This window comes from Bacillus sp. FSL L8-0528 (assembly GCF_038593085.1).
Taxonomy (GTDB): Bacteria; Bacillota; Bacilli; order Bacillales; family Bacillaceae; genus Bacillus; species Bacillus paralicheniformis.
In genome coordinates this window covers 4,203,414-4,220,297 of sequence record NZ_CP151961.1, presented here as the reverse complement: position 1 = coordinate 4,220,297, position 16,884 = coordinate 4,203,414, and the positions used below count along the sequence as shown (strand labels likewise).

General features: G+C 40.9%; 13 protein-coding genes, 2 pseudogenes and 1 riboswitch. Of the genes and pseudogenes, 5 read left to right on the top strand and 10 right to left on the bottom strand.

The genetic code is table 11. The features are described 5' to 3' along the window. Positions 1-175: 175 nt before the first annotated feature. A complete protein-coding gene (locus MHI30_RS21400) occupies positions 176-487 on the bottom strand; it encodes a nucleotide pyrophosphohydrolase (RefSeq protein ID WP_075751778.1) in 312 nt (103 codons plus the stop codon). Next, positions 484-2,127 (bottom strand): DUF2075 domain-containing protein, encoded by a 1,644-nt coding sequence (locus MHI30_RS21395; protein ID WP_075751777.1) that lies wholly within the window; start codon positions 2,125-2,127, stop codon positions 484-486. The genes MHI30_RS21400 and MHI30_RS21395 overlap by 4 nt, the downstream gene beginning before the upstream one ends. A gap of 388 nt (positions 2,128-2,515) precedes the next feature. Between MHI30_RS21395 and MHI30_RS21390 the strand changes: the two genes are divergently transcribed. Beyond that, positions 2,516-3,529, top strand: coding sequence for a hypothetical protein (locus MHI30_RS21390; protein ID WP_075751776.1), 1,014 nt, complete (start codon positions 2,516-2,518; stop codon positions 3,527-3,529). A gap of 560 nt (positions 3,530-4,089) precedes the next feature. Here the strand turns inward: MHI30_RS21390 and MHI30_RS21385 are convergent. The 4 genes from MHI30_RS21385 to MHI30_RS21370 form a co-directional block, all read right to left on the bottom strand. After that, the gene (locus tag MHI30_RS21385; protein ID WP_075751775.1) at positions 4,090-5,094 is read right to left on the bottom strand and encodes an iron ABC transporter permease; all 1,005 of its coding nucleotides are present in this window, start codon (positions 5,092-5,094) and stop codon (positions 4,090-4,092) included. Next, entirely contained in the window at positions 5,091-6,101 is a 1,011-nt protein-coding gene (locus MHI30_RS21380) for an iron ABC transporter permease (protein ID WP_075751849.1), read from the bottom strand. Before MHI30_RS21380 ends, MHI30_RS21385 begins: the two co-directional genes overlap by 4 nt. 84 nt (positions 6,102-6,185) lie before the next feature. Then, the gene (locus MHI30_RS21375) at positions 6,186-7,106 is read right to left on the bottom strand and encodes an iron-hydroxamate ABC transporter substrate-binding protein (protein ID WP_075751848.1); all 921 of its coding nucleotides are present in this window, start codon (positions 7,104-7,106) and stop codon (positions 6,186-6,188) included. Between the two features lie 15 nt (positions 7,107-7,121). Then, positions 7,122-7,511 carry a hypothetical protein gene (locus MHI30_RS21370; protein ID WP_075751774.1) on the bottom strand — a complete coding sequence of 130 codons (390 nt, stop codon included), beginning with the start codon at positions 7,509-7,511 and terminating at the stop codon, positions 7,122-7,124. Between the two features lie 377 nt (positions 7,512-7,888). Between MHI30_RS21370 and MHI30_RS21365 the strand changes: the two are divergent. Beyond that, positions 7,889-8,131: pseudogene (locus MHI30_RS21365) on the top strand (flavodoxin family protein); the annotation flags it as partial. Between the two features lie 16 nt (positions 8,132-8,147). On the opposite strand, the gene MHI30_RS21360 reads toward MHI30_RS21365, so the two are convergent. Continuing rightward, a complete protein-coding gene (locus MHI30_RS21360; RefSeq protein ID WP_075751773.1) occupies positions 8,148-8,762 on the bottom strand; it encodes a DUF2306 domain-containing protein in 615 nt (204 codons plus the stop codon). A gap of 54 nt (positions 8,763-8,816) precedes the next feature. Then, positions 8,817-9,455 (bottom strand): DJ-1/PfpI family protein, encoded by a 639-nt coding sequence (locus MHI30_RS21355; RefSeq protein WP_075751772.1) that lies wholly within the window; start codon positions 9,453-9,455, stop codon positions 8,817-8,819. A 184-nt stretch (positions 9,456-9,639) separates the two neighbouring features. Between MHI30_RS21355 and MHI30_RS21350 the strand changes: the two genes are divergently transcribed. Together MHI30_RS21350 and MHI30_RS21345 are read left to right on the top strand one after the other, a co-directional pair. Beyond that, positions 9,640-10,326, top strand: a complete 687-nt coding sequence (locus tag MHI30_RS21350) for a response regulator transcription factor (RefSeq protein ID WP_142238579.1) — start codon at positions 9,640-9,642, stop codon at positions 10,324-10,326. A gap of 1 nt (position 10,327) precedes the next feature. Continuing rightward, entirely contained in the window at positions 10,328-11,656 is a 1,329-nt protein-coding gene (locus tag MHI30_RS21345) for a HAMP domain-containing sensor histidine kinase (RefSeq protein WP_075751770.1), read from the top strand. Between the two features lie 27 nt (positions 11,657-11,683). Here MHI30_RS21345 and MHI30_RS21340 read toward each other — a convergent pair. Further along, a pseudogene (locus MHI30_RS21340) lies at positions 11,684-12,113 on the bottom strand (FAD-dependent oxidoreductase); the annotation flags it as partial. A 109-nt stretch (positions 12,114-12,222) separates the two neighbouring features. Then, positions 12,223-14,148: a fructose-1,6-bisphosphatase gene (fbp, locus tag MHI30_RS21335; RefSeq protein WP_075751768.1), complete on the bottom strand. Its 1,926-nt coding sequence runs from the start codon at positions 14,146-14,148 to the stop codon at positions 12,223-12,225. 1,155 nt (positions 14,149-15,303) lie between these two features. Then, a riboswitch (glycine riboswitch) is annotated at positions 15,304-15,383 on the top strand. 147 nt (positions 15,384-15,530) lie between these two features. Here fbp and MHI30_RS21330 point away from each other — a divergent pair. After that, positions 15,531-16,883: an amino acid permease gene (locus MHI30_RS21330; RefSeq protein WP_048354533.1), complete on the top strand. Its 1,353-nt coding sequence runs from the start codon at positions 15,531-15,533 to the stop codon at positions 16,881-16,883. Position 16,884 lies beyond the last annotated feature (1 nt).

Genomic DNA, 16,884 nt, shown 5'->3' with positions numbered 1-16,884 from the left:
ACAAATGTCATTTTTTTTAACAATGTGCAGAAAGAACCGAAGGGTGTAAAAGCAAATGAAGTGGGGGGATTACGGTAAGTAAACGAGCAGAGCGCCATCATCATCAACGAATCATGGAGATAGAGAGAGCGGTCTTCAATTGTGAAAGAAGCTCTCTCTACTTAAAAGGAGAGTCTTAGCCATTATGATTAACCGGATACTTCCTCCCATTCTTCACAATCTTCTCTTCCACAATCTCTTTCACGTCCAGTCCAAGATCATTACATAACATGAATGAGTAGATTAAAACATCTGCGATTTCTTCACGGATGTTTTCTTTATTTGCTTTGAGTGCTTCTTCACTGCTGATCCATTGGAAGTCTTCGAGCAGCTCTGCTGCTTCGATTGAGATTGAGATGGCGAGGTCTTTTGGGTTATGGTATTGTCTCCAGTTTCGTTCATCTCTGAATTTGTTGATTGCGTTGATTAGGTTTTGGATATCGTTCATGATGATTTTCCCCTTTCTAACTCGAGTAGTCTCTTTCTTAATTTAGGATCTGTCGCATAAATATAGAGGCCGTAAATACCCCGTTTCATCAGGACATTTATTGAATTTAAGATGATTTGTTCTTTAATTTGTTCATTCTTTTCTGGCGACAAATCTGTACGAGAAATGTATGCCCCTGTATCTTTGTATTTGGAAGTATCAATTACCAGTTCGTCGTTGTCTTCATCATAGCTTACGGAAGGGCCGAGCACGACGCCGACGTAATTTAAATCAAACCCTTGAACGGTATAAATGGAGCCGACTTCTTTAATAGAATTCGGATTTTCAGCCCATGTCACTTTATCCTGGGTGCTGTTCCAGGGCATGTTAATCCCTTCTTCATCAACGATGTAAGTCTTTTTATCTTTTTTATGTAAATAATCAAAGGTCGAGACAATCCTAGAGAGCCCGTCTTTGTTATTTTTATTTTCAATGGCTTTCTTAAACGCAGCAGCATCTTCGAATATTTTTAGCTCGAAGGCGGAGTCTTCAGTTGGCAAAGAAAGAATTTTCTTTGCAACAAAGCTGTCAATCCACTTCATCGTTTCTGGATTGGCGTTCATTCTCATTTGGTCTGTAAGTTTCACAGTTTTCGCATCATACTGATTGATGATTTCTTCGAGCAATCTGTCGTTCCAATAACTTTTAATCTTTAAGACTTGTTTTGGATCAAAGATCACAACAGTGATTTTACTTCGCTTAATGATCTCATCCAGCTGGTTTTGGTAGCGGAAATTGTTATAGGAATCTTCCTTTGTCAGAAGCAGATGAGCTTCGTCTACTAATACGATATCCGCTGTTGCTCCCGTCTTTGTTTTCTCGTTAATAAAAGGTGTTGGCTTCATGAGACTCTTTTTCTTCAAATTCGGTAAGCTGTTGGCGATACTTTTATAAGTCTTCAGCATTTCGCTATGATTTACCAGCAAGTAATTATCTGTTTCTTTCAAAAAAGGGTCTTCGCTCTTCGCCAAATCTTGAATTGTATTAAACAGAGAGCTTAACAGGACACTTTTCCCTGTGCCGGCGTCTCCTTCAATAACAATGACATGATTTCCTTCTTTTTGTATACGTTCTTTACAGAAATTAAGGATCTTATTTTTAATATCAAGCTGCTGAGGGGAGAGCTCCTTATAAGGAGATAACTTATAAATGTCTTTATTCCTAAGGTTTTCAAGAGAATCGCTGACAATTTTCTCTTTTCTCAGCTTCTCCCAAATGACTTGAAAGATATTTTCATTATAAAAGGGTTTCTGATAGTAATTGTGCATTTCCCTAGACCTTGTCTGGCTCACGTTTTGAAGCTGATAGCGGTTATCTGCGATAAAATAGTTAATTAAATTTGATTCAATATTGTATGTCGCAGACTGGTGAAATTTCTCATGGCCAATTAATATAAAACGATTCAATCTCTTTCTCTTTTCGTCATCTATATGATTCTTCAAACGCCGTGCAGCTTGAACCGTTTGCCCAATATATGCAGTCGGTTTCTTTTTCTCATTATAAAGGATGTACACAATCGGATAGTTATTTAAATGCAGTGTTTTTACAACATTCACATGATCTGAAGTCAATTCTCTCTTTTCAAACACAAGTTCATTCATTGTCTCAGCCTCTGTATCTCTATTTAAAAATAATAGTATCATATTTATAATACTTCTATTATAAGGTAATGCATTTTAACAAGGAAGATGATTGTAAGTCTTTATTAAAACCGATAGATAAATGGGGGTGAAACGTATCATAAGTAAACGAGGTTGTGTGGCAATAGCTTGAACCACACTCAAAACCCACCCCTTTCCCCTCCATAATATTGTCATCATGAACGATAATGAGGTATTAGACCAAAAGAGTTGAAGTCAATCTATGGAGAACGCTTACGTTTACCCAGCAATAGGGGAAGGCTGACGTATTTTTAACAAAATAGGTCATTTATTGACTCAAAAATCCTTCGGTGATACAATATGGAAATCTTTCAAAGGAGGGAAACGAATGTTTGGAAAATCCAAATTTTTAATTGCAGCGTTTGCCTTAGCTATAAGCAGTTTTGCCGCTACTACTGCATATGCACAAACAGGCTACTTTAATACGTATACCGATTATGTATCTTTATCAAAATCGGGTTATAACACTGCAATGCAGGGTATGTGTGTTGATCGTAATAACAACGTTATTTATGCAGCAAAAATAAACAACTCAACTCATAAAACTCAATTATTCTCTATCAAAATGAATGGTACAAAAAGTAAAAGAACTGTAACTCTCCTTAAAAATTCGAGTACCAATTCCACCAGCTATGATTTAGGTCACGCAAATGACTTAGCGGTAAAAGCTTCCGCAGGTGATAAACATGTCAGCATTTATGTTGCCCCAATGTCTGATGGGTCCAAGTATGTCAATAAAATCGTTAAACTGAGTGTTGATACAGCAAAGAAAACTTATAAAGTGGACAAAACTTATGTGCTGAACTATAAAGGTTCGAATTTGTCTATAAGCGGAATTACATATTCTGTTGGTGCAGATAAATTTATTGTAAGATCAGGGAAGAAATTTTTTATTGGGAAGTTTAATGATAAGACTGGCAAATTTGATTATGAAGCTACTTTTAAATTAAACTATTCAAAAGCTGTTGTTAAAAATACGACAATGGATGTTTCTAATTATATTCAGCAAGGGATTTCCTTTTATCAGGGAACGTTATATGTACCACTGACAAAACCAGATGCGAAAGGTAATGCTTCGAATGTCAGCATTATATTAACATATCCTTTGAATATAGACAGTTTGATTAAAGAGCAAAAAACAAGGCCAACTGCTGACTTTTCCAAAGAATTGTTTACTCGCAAAGATTTATCTTTCAGAATTACCAGCGGTGCATATAAACTATTCGAAATAGAATCTGTTGATTTTGACAGCGGCACGCTGTACTTTAACACGAATCGCGGAAATACTGGAACACAAAATGATATGATCGCAACATTTAATGGTTATAATTATTATAAGTAAATGACATAGTTTTTGGTGCAAGGGAGCGGTTCTCTTGCACCTTTTTATGTACATGTAATGAAGATACGAGTGTTGAGTGAAAGAAATTCAAAATAAGCCGATTTGGCTTGGCCGTTATATAAAAGGTATCATGTCAAATTGAAAAGCGAAGGAAGGTGATTTTTTCTTTGATTTCCGGTGCATGAAGCTGACTTTGGGGGCATCGTTAAACAAATCAAGTTGTTGAAACCTAGGGCGTTAGCAGTTTTTTTGAAACCAGTATTAAGCCTAGATAGGAGGCGCTGTATTGGATTCTAAAACGTTGAATAGGATCAGAACGGCATTGGATCAAAGAATTAAACATGACCGCGAGCTGCCGAAAAGAAGTGTTACTTAAACAATTCATCATGATCTGGAGAATGAGGTAGGGGGAGGAGCCTGATCTCATAAGTATCTGAAAAGAGAAAACGCCTCCCTTTCATACCACCTCCGCAAAATGGACTACCAAAGGGTTTGATTTAATGGGTCCATTTTGAAATGAATTTTTGGAGACTCATTGGAACAGCCTCGTTTTTAGATTTTTACTTTTTCAATAACAAATAAATAAAATAAGGTGCCCCGATTAATGAGACCATGATTCCAGCCGGTATAGTGGTTTCAATGATGTTACGTCCAATTGTGTCGGCGAATAATAATAACCAACCGCCAAGTAGAATAGCAACAGGGATAAATAGTTGATTTCTGGGTCCTACTAAAGTTTTTGCGATATGCGGGGCCATTAATCCGATAAAGGAAATACCTCCTGTGACAGAAACGGCAGCAGCTGCTAATGCGACAGCTGTTAAAAGCAAAACGATCCGCTCCCTTTCAATGGAAACCCCAACTCCAATGGTTACAGGCTCGCTTAATCCTAATAGATTTAGTCGACTTGCTTTGTACAAAGTAAACGGAATCAAGATGACTAACCAAGGCAGAAGAGCTCCAATAAATGGCCAATCCGTACCCCAAATATTACCCGCCAGCCATTTGGCGATGAAATCAACTTTTGTCCGTTCAGCAGAAGAAATAATGACAATCATAGCTCCGGAAAGTGCAGTTGAGAATCCGACTCCGATGAGGACTAAGCCTATAGGCTGCATACCACTATTTTTGTTATAGGCTAACAGATAAATGAAAAAGCTCGTTATAATCGCTCCTATAAAGCCAACAATTGGAATCATATAAACAAATGATCCAGCTTCAGTCGGGAAAAATAAAAAGAAAACGGCAATGGCAACCCCAGCACCGGAATTAATCCCAATAATGCCTGGATCAGCTAAATCATTTTTTGTGATTCCTTGCAAAATAGCACCTGATATAGCAAGTGCCATCCCAGCTAATAAAGTAATCAATATTCGAGGCAATCGAATAGAATATAATATAAATTCCTCTTTAAAGGTTCCTTGACCTAATAGAGTGTGGATGAGTCTGTCAAAAGATAAACTAGCAGACCCTATTCCCATCCCAATAATAGCTGTAGCTATGATGAGTATGAGAGAAATCGATAAAATCATTCGCTGTTTTTTAATTAATGCTGAATGTATCATGAGAGTGTTTTTCCTCCCTTTCGGACAATGATCAGGAAGAACGGTAAACCAAGCATAGCGACAATGGCTATAACAGGTGTTTCATATGGTGCGTTTAAGGTACGGCCAAGTGTATCAGCAAATAGCATAAAAGTAGCTCCGCAAGTTGCAGACATTGGTAAAATAAAACGATAATCGGTTCCAACAATTGCCCGAACAATATGAGGAATCATAAGACCGATAAAGGTCATATTGCCAACCAGAGCAACAGATGCTCCCGCAAGAATGATCACGATAATAAATAGAAGGATTTTAATTCTGATGATATTTTGACCTAAGCCAACTGCAACTTCTTCATTTAAGCTGAGAATGGTAAGTTGTCTCGAGAGGAAAAAGGAAACAACAATTCCAATGATAATAAAAGGTACAATAATTCGCAGTTGGTTCCAAGTTGTTCCAACCATCCCTCCTGCTGTCCACATCGAGATATCTTTAGAAATTTTAAAATAAAGGCCAAGCCCTTCAGCAATGGCGTATAAAAAGGCGGAAACAGCAGAACCCGCTAACACAATACGGAAAGGAGAGAATCCGCCTTTTTTCATCGAACCGATTCCAAAAACCAACAAGGCACCGAGTGCGGCTCCAATAAAACAGGCAACCATCGTCAAAAAGTAATTGGCTGATGGAATGAAAGCGATCGTAACAGCCAATGCTGCATAAGCCCCGGCAGATAATCCTAGTAAACCTGGATCAGCAAGTGGGTTTCTTGTTATACCTTGCATGATTGCACCAGAGACAGCAAGAGCTGCGCCAACAAAAATGGCAGCTATTTCACGAGGTAACCGAATATCACGGATAATCGAAATATGATCGCCGGTTGCAGAAGACGAAAGAGCCAACCATACATCTTCAACTGAAACGTCTGCAGCTCCAAATACCATTGCCATAAAAAACATACCAATAAACACTAGAATTCCTAAGATGAGTTTGAAGGCAAATGAGGTAAAAGATTGAGTTTTTCTTATCATAAAGCTCATCATTTTCCTTTCTTAGAATGGGAAAGGGGCTGCCCTTTGGCCAACCCCTTTCAATAGACCTCTGCTTTTCTAGTCTTAGTTTCCTAGAAACGCTTTTTTAAAGAATGCTAGTTGCTTTTCAAGTGTGATTGGGTCAGTGAATGATGCGCCTTCACCTTGCATTTCAATGACATGTCCATTTTTGACAGCTGGAATGTTCTTGTATGTGTCTGTTTCTTGGAAAGATGTATTCGCATCAGAGTACTTACTTAAAATGACATAATCTCCCGCATATTTTGGAAGCACTTCAGCTGATAACGTATAATACCCTGCCTTTAATGCGTCTTCCTTTACTTTTTCAGGCATATTTAGTTTCATCGTTTGATATAAGATTTCTGTACCGCGCGCCCAGTTATTACCGTAAACATAAAGGTCTTTCCCATATGCTTCAATAACAGATACAGTTGAATCTTTGCCGATTTTTGTGCGAATATCTTCTCCGATTTCTTCTGCACGTTGTTTAAAGTCGTCAACCCATGCTCGGGCTTCTTTTTCTTTGTTTAGTAGCTTGCCAATTTCCACGTGCTGAGTTAAATAATCTACTTTACCCCATGTATAAGTAACAGTAGGAGCGATCTCATTTAATTTGTCTAAATTTTTTACCGTTGATAATGCGATGATTAAATCTGGCTCTAATTCAATAATTTTTTCCAGGTCATCTTCTGAAACTTCTTGAACATCTTTTAACTTTTCTTTAAAGGTTGGATTGTTTTTAGACCAAGTGTCTACACCGACAACGTTGACTCCTAAATCTAACACATTTCCGGTATACCCTGAAAGCATAACAACTCTTTGCGGATCGGCTGGAACTTCGATTGGTCCTGTTTCCGCTTGGTATGTAATCGTTTTAGATTCTTTTTTTGCTGAGCCGCTATCCTTTGTTGCTGACTCTTCATTGCCGCATGCACTAATCATAAGCGTCAGCAGTAGCATAAACGGGATTAATAGTTTCTTCATGCTCATTTTCACCTCTTAATAAATTGTAAGTAACACACTTCGGTTTATTTGTTCTCGAGCCAATTTGAAAGACTTCCCGCAGTACTCATCCTTCACAAGCCCGGCCTCGCCGTCTTTAATGCAATGATATAATCCGAAAAAACGAGCAGCTCGATGTAAATCATGAAGTACCATCATCAAAAAAATCATGTCCGTCTCCCGTACAAGCGCCATAGCAATTCCATTGGCGCTGACCTCAGGATATGGTTGTTCCTTTTTATCTGGAATCGTTACACAGAGATTTTTTACAATTAAACGTCCTCCAGAGCCAGTATTTAATTCTTCAGTAAATAGCTGTATGAACCGCAGAATGAAAATAAATAAACGATAATGATTATCAATATCAACAATAAATATATATTTCATTTTTCAATATGTCAATGTAAAAATTGTGTCCTTATCATAGTACCCTCATGAAAGTGAAAACTTTTAGAAAGAAAAAATTAATTATGATGAAAACAAGTTTAATAACTTATCATTGATAATCAATTACGAATGATGTTTGGGAGTGAACGGTGATGAATCAACAGGATGATATTCAACCTTTTATAGCGGGTTAAGAGAGATGAAGCTAATTGAATATTGGCCGAAACTTGGCGGGGAAATCCTTGTTTATCTGTAGAAAATAATTTGGGATGTTAATGGATTGACCGTTGATCCAACAGCGGGGTATTGAATGAAAAAATAGAATTGATACCCATTTTTTCTAAGTGCGACGTCAGGTCAAAATCATTATACAAGGAGGGCTTTTGAAAGGAAAGTCGGTCGTCTGTATTTCGACTATGAAAGGCCCTGAGAAGTACCCTTTGTTTCTGTTGAATAACAGTCACAAAGTGTTGATGAAAAGAGCGGTGTTTCACTTTATAGGAATCAAGAAAGTGAAAATATTTGAACTTGGCAATATGGAGAGTCTAAAGCAAAATCTTTCTATGAATCTATCAATCAGCCGTTTCATCGCTATGCAAGGCTTAATCAAAAATGATTAAGCCTTTGAAGAAAGCTTTATGAAAATACCTGCTTTTTAATGATAAATTCCGCAATCAGCAGGTTGATGATCCAGCAAAGCCAAACGGCTATTGTGTAGGAATGTCCATATGAGACATTCATTAGGTTATGAGTAATCGCAACTATTATATAAATCGTCATATTCGCAAATGAAAGAAAGAAGCTTCTCATCATCCATTGGCTGTGCAGTATGACTTTTTTTCTTTTAATAGACAGATAAGCAAGGATAGTCGTTCCAAGCCATAATGTATTTAAAATCAGAAATCCGATTGTACTGGGCCATCCTCCGGTTGCAAAAAAAGAGACATAAACGCCGGGAATAAAGTTTAATATGATAGACAGGATATATAAACGGCCGTTCCAGCGGTGGAAAGTCCTCGATCTGGTTCGAATCGCTTTGATCATGCCAAGCGGGCCGGTCACAAGAGAAATGATGGCCAGCGAAATATGGAGACGGATCATCCATAACCAAAGGGATTCATTTGTGAGAATTTGATCTTTTCTGGAAATGAATTTTTCTAAATTTGGATCCGCCATAAAGTTTTTTGAGAATGTATGAAACACCCACATGAAAGAGATCAACACAATGAATCCCTTAATCGTCCTTTTCATTCAACATATGCTCCTTAAAGATTTGAGTCATCCAATTGCTGCTTTCCGGTTCAATCAGCCTTTCGGGGAAAGGCCTGTATTTTTCCAAACTGTGCCCCTCCGTTCATACTCAAACAGCTGTTCCAAAGCGATTGCGATACGAGGGCCGCCTAATTCCCGTTCAACTAAGTAAAGGGCGACATCGAGTCCAGACGTCACACCGCCGCCGGTCACAAGGTCACCATCATCTACAACACGGGCATCGATTGGAATCGCGTTCGTCGTCCGCAAAAAATCCATTCCCATATGATGGGTTACGGCATGACGGCCGTCTAATAAACCGACGATCGCTAAAATAACCGAACCGCCGCAGACCGTGGAAACCAGGATATCAGGTTTCTTCACAGCTTCTTTTAGAATATCGCCTAATTCTGTTTCAGCGGCTCCTATTAATTTCCTTTGAATCGCTTCTTGTCCATCAGCATCAGCAGCTCCTGGTATGAGTATGATGCCTTTGCGGGATAGATCAGGTTTGCCGTTTGCTTGAAGTTTTAGATCATTTAATCCGCTTCTTATCATTTTTTCACCTTCTGCCGACACAAGCTCCACTGTTACTTCCTTATGGGAAAAACTTGCAGCAGCAGTTAGTACTTCATATGGAGCAGTGACGTCTAATAAATCAAATCCGTCAAACAACACAATTTGAATATGCATAACGATGACCTCCAATTTAGATTTCTTGTCATCAAGAAGCATATCAATGAGGTGTCACAAAAAAAGCGCTAAAAATATCACAAAACAATCAAGAAACCATCACAACCGTGTCACGCCGGCTTGCTGCTTGTTGAAACATATGATATTGATAAATAGATGGTCATTACGGAAAGGTGTGTCATGCGTGATGGAAGTGCAGACGGTGTTAGTTGTAGACGATGAAAAAAGTATCGCCGAATTGTTAAGGGATTTTTTGGAGAATGAAGGGTTTCACGTGAAAACCGCTGAAGACGCTTCTCAAGCACTGGCTGTGTTTGAACAGAGTACGATTCATTGCATGATCCTTGACATCATGATGCCGGGACAAAACGGATTCGACTTATGTCGCCACATTCGGGAAAACAGTGATGTACCGATCCTTTTCTTGAGCGCGCGGAGCGGTGATGCAGACAAGATCAGGGGTCTGGCGCTTAAGGCGGATGATTATATTGTCAAAACGGCTTCACCCGGGGAGATTGTGGCCAGAGTAAAGGCTGTATTACGACGCGCGGGTTCTCAACCAGAGTACAATAGAAAAGTTTTGCGTTACGGAAATCTCACGCTGGACTTATCGACAAGAGAAGTATGGCTGGATGGAGAAATCATTGCTCTTACACCTAAAGAATATGAATTGCTGCAATTGCTTGCAGCGCATCCGAAACATGTTTTTTCATATGACCGATTATTGGAGAAATTTTGGGATGGCGTTGGTGATAAACATACGGTCCGTGTTCATCTCAGCAGACTTCGCGAGAAAATTGAAGCCGATCCAAATCACCCGAAATTAATCGTCAATGTATGGGGAATTGGCTATCGTTTCATGGGAGAATAACATGAAGACGATTCGCATTCGTAAATTTACCGTGCTCAGCCTATTTTTCATATTCCTGTTGCCATGGATATTTTTTCTAGCTGCACACTTTATGGAAACCAAAACACTTCATTTTGATATGACTGATTCTGAACGAAAAGAATTGAATGAAACGATTCATTTGATCGAAACCCATTCGGAAAACTGGACAGACAAAGCCTGGCAAAAACAATTGAGCGGTCATTTGCAGAAAGTGGATATGAGTGCATCTATTCTGTCGGCTTCAGATCAGGTCATTTTTGAAACGGGTGCTGTGCGAAAACATACACCTGTGAAACCGGAACAGTTTTCCGTCATTGAGGACGGGAGAATCATCGGCAGGGTTGCCCTTTACCATTCATCGTCTAGAACGATTCAATGGATGGCGGCATTTATAGGCTTCATACTGGCTTTATTGATCATCGGCATGGCCATGAGACGATGGATGATAACGCCTCTTGAGCAATTGGGTCTCAGCGCTCGGAAGATTGCAAAAGGGGATTTTGACGCGCGGCTGCCTTCGTCAAAGATCACGGAAATTGCCGAGGTTCGTGACGGTTTTAACATCATGGTGAATGGTCTTCACGAAGCGTTTCAGAAGCAGGTCGAACTGGAGGATGAACGTCGTTTCATGATTGCTGCTGTCGCCCATGATTTACGCACTCCATTATTCGCTCTCAGGGGTTATTTGGATGGATTAGAGCAAGGGATTGCCCGATCACCGGAGAAAATGACGAAGTATGTGGCGGTTTGCAAGGAAAAGTCAGCCCAGCTCGACCGGCTTGTAGAGGACTTATTTACATTTACAAAGACAGAATACGTCGAGATGGAGCTTAACAAAAAGACAGTTGATTTCTCACAGGTCCTGAAGCAGTCGATCAATACGATAAGGCCGCAAGCGCAACAAAAGAAGATTACGATTGTTGAGAGGGCTTTTGAACATGAGTGTATGATAAGCGGTGATCCGCATTTATTAAAACGTGCGCTGAACAATTTATTGGACAATGCGGTTAGACATACACCCGGCGCTGGCGAGATTGTTGTTCAGTGTGATAAGGATCGTGACAACGTCATCTTCACGGTTCGAGATACTGGGCAGGGATTCTCCCCGGAGGAGCTTCGCCGTGTATTTGAGCCCTTGTATCGCGGGGAAGCATCAAGAAGCCGGTCGACCGGAGGAGCCGGGTTGGGGTTGACGATTTCACAAAGGATCATGAGACGGCACGGAGGCGATCTGACGGCGGGAAATGATCCTGAAGGAGGCGCGCTGCTGGAAGGATGGCTTCCCTTGGAAAGAGAAAAGCTATGCTGAAAACTCAGCAATAGCTTTTTTGATAGATTAGTTGCGAATCAGGTAATCAAACGCCCCTAATGCGGCATTTGCCCCCGATCCCATCGAAATAATGATTTGGTTGTACGGGCCGTCTGTGCAGTCGCCGGCCGCGAATAAGCCGGGGATGCTTGTTTCGCCGCGTTTATCGACTGCGATTTCGCCGATGCGGTTGCACTCGACTGATCCGTCTAACCACTCTGTGTTTGGCACGAGACCGATTTTGACGAAGACAGCTTGGAGTTCAACGTGTTGTTCTTCGCCTGTTTCACGATCCACGTAAGTGATGCCGTTTACGTTTTGTCGTTTGTACATGTTTCACTACAGTCGCGTTTGACAGGCTGTAGAGGCGTTTTTGCAGGACTTCCTCCGCTTTCAGTTCCGGTGCGAACTCAAGAACAGTGACATGGCTGACGATGCCTGCGAGATCAAGCGCCGCTTACTTATCTATGAACGAGCAGAAAACCAGACCTTGTTAGCAATTTGCTGTACGAAGTGGAAAACCGTAAAAAAGAGCCCAGAGAATGATCCCTGAACTCCACATTTCCTCACTTCATATACCGATACTCCCGCAATCTCTCCAAAATAGCTACTTCCTTCAAGAGTTCCTCACCAACATTCGTTTCCTTTACTTTCTTCCGCTCAAGTTCTTTATCCACTAATCGTTTCACCGTTAAGACATCAGTTCCGGTGCTCAGCACTTCCGCCTTGGAATTAAAGTGTTTATGGGCGACGAGCTGCATGCCGTAGGAGTTGTATAACAGCGTGTAGCCGGCGATACCTGTTGTCGATTGGTAGGCTTTGGAGAAGCCGCCGTCGATGACGATCATTTTTCCGTTTGCTTTGATCGGATCTTCTCCTTCGATTTCTTTTACCGGTGTATGGCCGTTGATGATATGGCCATGATCCGGGTTGAGGCCGAATTCTTTCAGGATGTTTCGGCAGGTTGCCTCGTCTTCACGCAAATAGTAATACGGGTTTTTCTTCTCTTTATGTGTTTCCTTCTCTTTAATGAAATACCGCTCAAAGGTCGTCATAGCGCGTTTTCCAAAAAGGGAGGAGTGCTCGCCTGTCCATAAATACCAGACCATATCTGTCGCCAGATCATCGGTTTCTTCCGGGTGGGCAAACGCTTCCCGCAAGAATCGTTCAAATACATCAAGCAGCTCACGGCCCGCATACGGTTTATCCTCAATCATCATCGTTTCCATATTGCCGTTTTCATCAACTGGAATACAGCCGTGAATCAACAGGTTGCCGTTATATTTTAAATAAAGGCTGCCTTTTTTCATCATAAAATTCATATGGCGGCCCAGCTTTTCGGAATGCTGGACAGAGAATAGCAGCTTGTCCATGACTTCTGCTTCTTCTTCTAATAGCTGATCTGGCTGCTCCGGATTCACTGTCGCAAAGCAGGTGTTTTCCAGCTGATATGTTTTTCCGTGCAGCGTGATTTCGTTTTTGTCGTAATCTATTTTCTCTAATAACAGCCGCTCTTCCATATTAAAGTTCGGCCGTCTCTTGATAATCGGACTTTCAAGCTTGAATTGGATCATCGCAATCGCTTGATGAATTTTTGTGATTTGCTTAATCTCATCTTCCGGTCTGTTTTCGTCTGCTTTCGGACGGAAAGATGGGTTATCATCGTAATATTTTTCGGCAAGGTTCAAGAGCGGTCTCAGATTGATGCCGTACACGTCTTCAATAATATCCAAGTTGTCATAGCGGGCACAGATGCGGATAATATTTGCCAGGCATACTTTAGAGCCTGAATAAGCGCCTATCCAAAGGACATCGTGATTTCCCCACTGAATATCGACTGAATGATAGTTGATCAGTTCTTCCATAATCTGATCCGGCTGCGGTCCGCGGTCGTAAATATCGCCGACAACATGCAGATGGTCGACAACCAATCGCTGCGTGCTATATGCAAGACCGGTGATCAGCTTATCAGCTTGGCCAAGCGCAATGATCTGATCTACGATTTTGGAGTAATACTGTTCTTTGTTGGCAGCTTCTTCTGTTTTATACAGCAGCTCCTCCGTAATATAAGCAAACTGAGAGGGCAGTGCTTTGCGTAATTTGGAGCGGGTATACTTGGAAGAGCAATAAGATACGAGCTTAATCATTCGATTAATCGTTTCTTTATACCAATCGTTTAACGATGCTTTCGTATCGTAATTATGTTTTATTAACTTCAGTTTGTCTTCCGGATAATACACTAATGCTGCTAATTCATCAATTTCTCTATCATAAATGACACCGCTGAAAATATCGCGTATCTTCTCTTTTACTCTTCCTGAACCATTCCGCAGCACGTGCTGGAATGCCTGGTATTCCCCGTGCAAATCACTGACAAAATGCTCGGTGCCTTTCGGCAGGTTCAGTATCGCTTTCAAATTAATGATTTCCGTTACCACTTTTGCTTCACAATCGTATTTTTGTGCGAGTAAATCTAAATATTTGGTTTCCAAAATCGTCCATCCCCTTTTTAGAATAGGAACTGCCCCCTATGTACGAGCATTTGCATGATAAGGTGATTTTAAAAGTATGACATTATTTTTAAATAATTGACCTTTATATGATAGTACCGCATAACTCCTTTTTGAGACAATCAAAACGAGGGAAAGAGGCGCTGAGATGAGTGGAGAGAAAGCTTGAGAAGGCTTCTTTAACATTAATCGGACACCGCATTTCAGCTTAGGAAGTACCCCGGCTTTGGCTTGGTCATTTTTCTATCGCAGGAGTTTTCAGAAATGGGAGGAATGAATACTCAATACGTAGCAGGCCATGATTACTGTGGATCGTACTTATAGCAGGGGAAGCTTCTGAAGAGACCGCGGAAGGGTTTTACAATCTTAAGCAGTATTTGTCGTGCTGGTGATTGTCAGCGGCACAAATATGATTTGTGATTCTTATGACCACGAGATTGGAGGACATCCGATCTCTTTGTTATGGGGCTTTTTATCATCGCCAAGAATTTGACCACCGAAGCGTTCAGCGACAATCCCTGTGCGGATGCCTTACAGGCAGGGTGGATAGCTGCATTTGCACCAGCCGTACCATAAGCCGTTAATAAGGTTTACGGTAAAAAAATAACAGCACCTTCAAATTTGATGGAGAGGTGCTGTTTTGTCATTTGAATGCATGAATGGTTGTTGTTTTTGCTTTGTGCTGAATTTGCTTTTTTGCTCAACCAAGTTTTTCTTATCCGAATGAAGAAAAGGAATGATCAAATACGAAAAATGACTGAATTCCGGCACTTACGCTTTTGCTTACTTTAATATTCTCCTTTAATGACAAAATAGGAGCCCCTAATGGTTCCTAGGTGAAGATATCAAGGTCAGGGAAGTACCAGAAGAAGTCTTAGAAGGTTTACAAGAGAGATTATGCTTATTCTGAGTTAAACCCCAATTTTCGAAAGGATTCCGTAATAGAAGCTGATTTATAAACCAGGTGAAAATATTGTCGCTAGTATAGGTGAGTTTAAGAATACTAGAGTTACTATAAATAGGACCATTGACAAATCACTCAACCTCTATTAAAATTAAAAGTTATCCGATAGTAATCATCTCTATCGAAAAACTCAATACATGCAAGCTATGATTGCTGTGGGTCGCACTACAGCAGGAGCAGCTTCTGGAGAGACCGCGGAATTCTGCGGCGCCGAAGGGTTCACAATCTCAGGCAAAAGGACAGAAGAGTACCGAATATGTATTTGTCGTGCTGATGATTGTCAGCGGCACAAATATATTTTGATATTCTTATGACCGCGAGATTGGAGGACATCCAATCTCTTTTTTTATGGGCTTTTTTACTGCTCGTCGTTCACTAAAGAGGTAAGGAGGAGTTTAATGTGGAACAGCGGGAATTAAAGAGGGACTTATCCAATCGGCACGTACAGCTTATCGCTATTGGCGGGACGATTGGCACCGGGTTGTTTTTAGGCTCCGGTAAGGCGATTCAATTGGCGGGTCCTTCTATCATCTTTGCGTATTTCATTGTAGGTATTGCGCTTTTTTTCGTGATGCGGGCGCTGGGAGAATTGCTGTTATCTAAAGCGGGTTATCAATCGTTAACCGATATTGCCGAGGAGTATCTGGGGCCGCGTGCGGCGTTTGTCACCGGGTGGACCTATTGGTTTTGCTGGATTATGACGGCTATGGCGGATGTGATTGCCGTCGGTGTCTATGTGAAATATTGGTTTGATATTCCGCAGTGGGTCCCTGCACTTATCTGTTTACTCATTTTATTAGGGCTCAATCTGTTGACTGTCAAGCTTTTTGGAGAATTGGAATTTTGGTTCGCTTTAATAAAGGTGATCACGATTCTTGCGTTAATTGTCATCGGTGTTATTTTGCTGGTGATCGGGTTTAAGACGCATACAGGAACGGTTTCGGTTACCAACCTTTGGGAGCATGGCGGTTTGTTTCCAAACGGATTTTCAGGCTTTTTGCTTTCTTTCCAAATGGTGATCTTTGCATATGTCGGTGTGGAATTAGTAGGTGTATCGGCGGCGGAAACGTCGAACCCGAAAAAAAATATTCCATCGGCTATTAATAAAATTCCTTTACGTATTTTATTTTTCTACGTCGGCGCGCTTATCGTCTTACTATGTATTAACCCTTGGATGGAACTGAATGCAGCGGAAAGTCCTTTTGTGAAAACTTTCAGCTTAGTCGGCATCCCGCTTGCCGCGGGAATCATTAATTTTGTTGTATTAACGTCAGCCGCGTCTGCTTGTAACAGCGGGATGTTTTCAACAAGCCGGATTCTGTACAATTTAAGTAAAACGAAACAGGGCCCGGCCAATTTTGCGAAGCTGAATAAAAACCATGTGCCGAGTCACGCGTTATGGGTATCAACCATTGTCCTGTCAGCAGGAGCGCTATTAAGCAAACTGATACCGGAACAAGCCTTTGGCATCGTGACAACCATCAGCGCGATTTGTTTCATATGGGTGTGGGGTGTGATTCTTGTCAGCCATATCAGATACAGGAAAACCCGTCCGCACTTACACGCAGCATCAACATTCAAAGCGCCATTCGCGCCGTTTATCAATTATGTTGTCCTGGCGATGTTTGCGGTCATTCTCATAATTATGCTGTTTGCGGATGCGACTCGCCCGGCCTTGCTGCTGACTCCTCTATGGTTTATTTTATTGTTTATTTTATTTTGGATGAAAAAAAACAGGACAAAAAGAACATGAT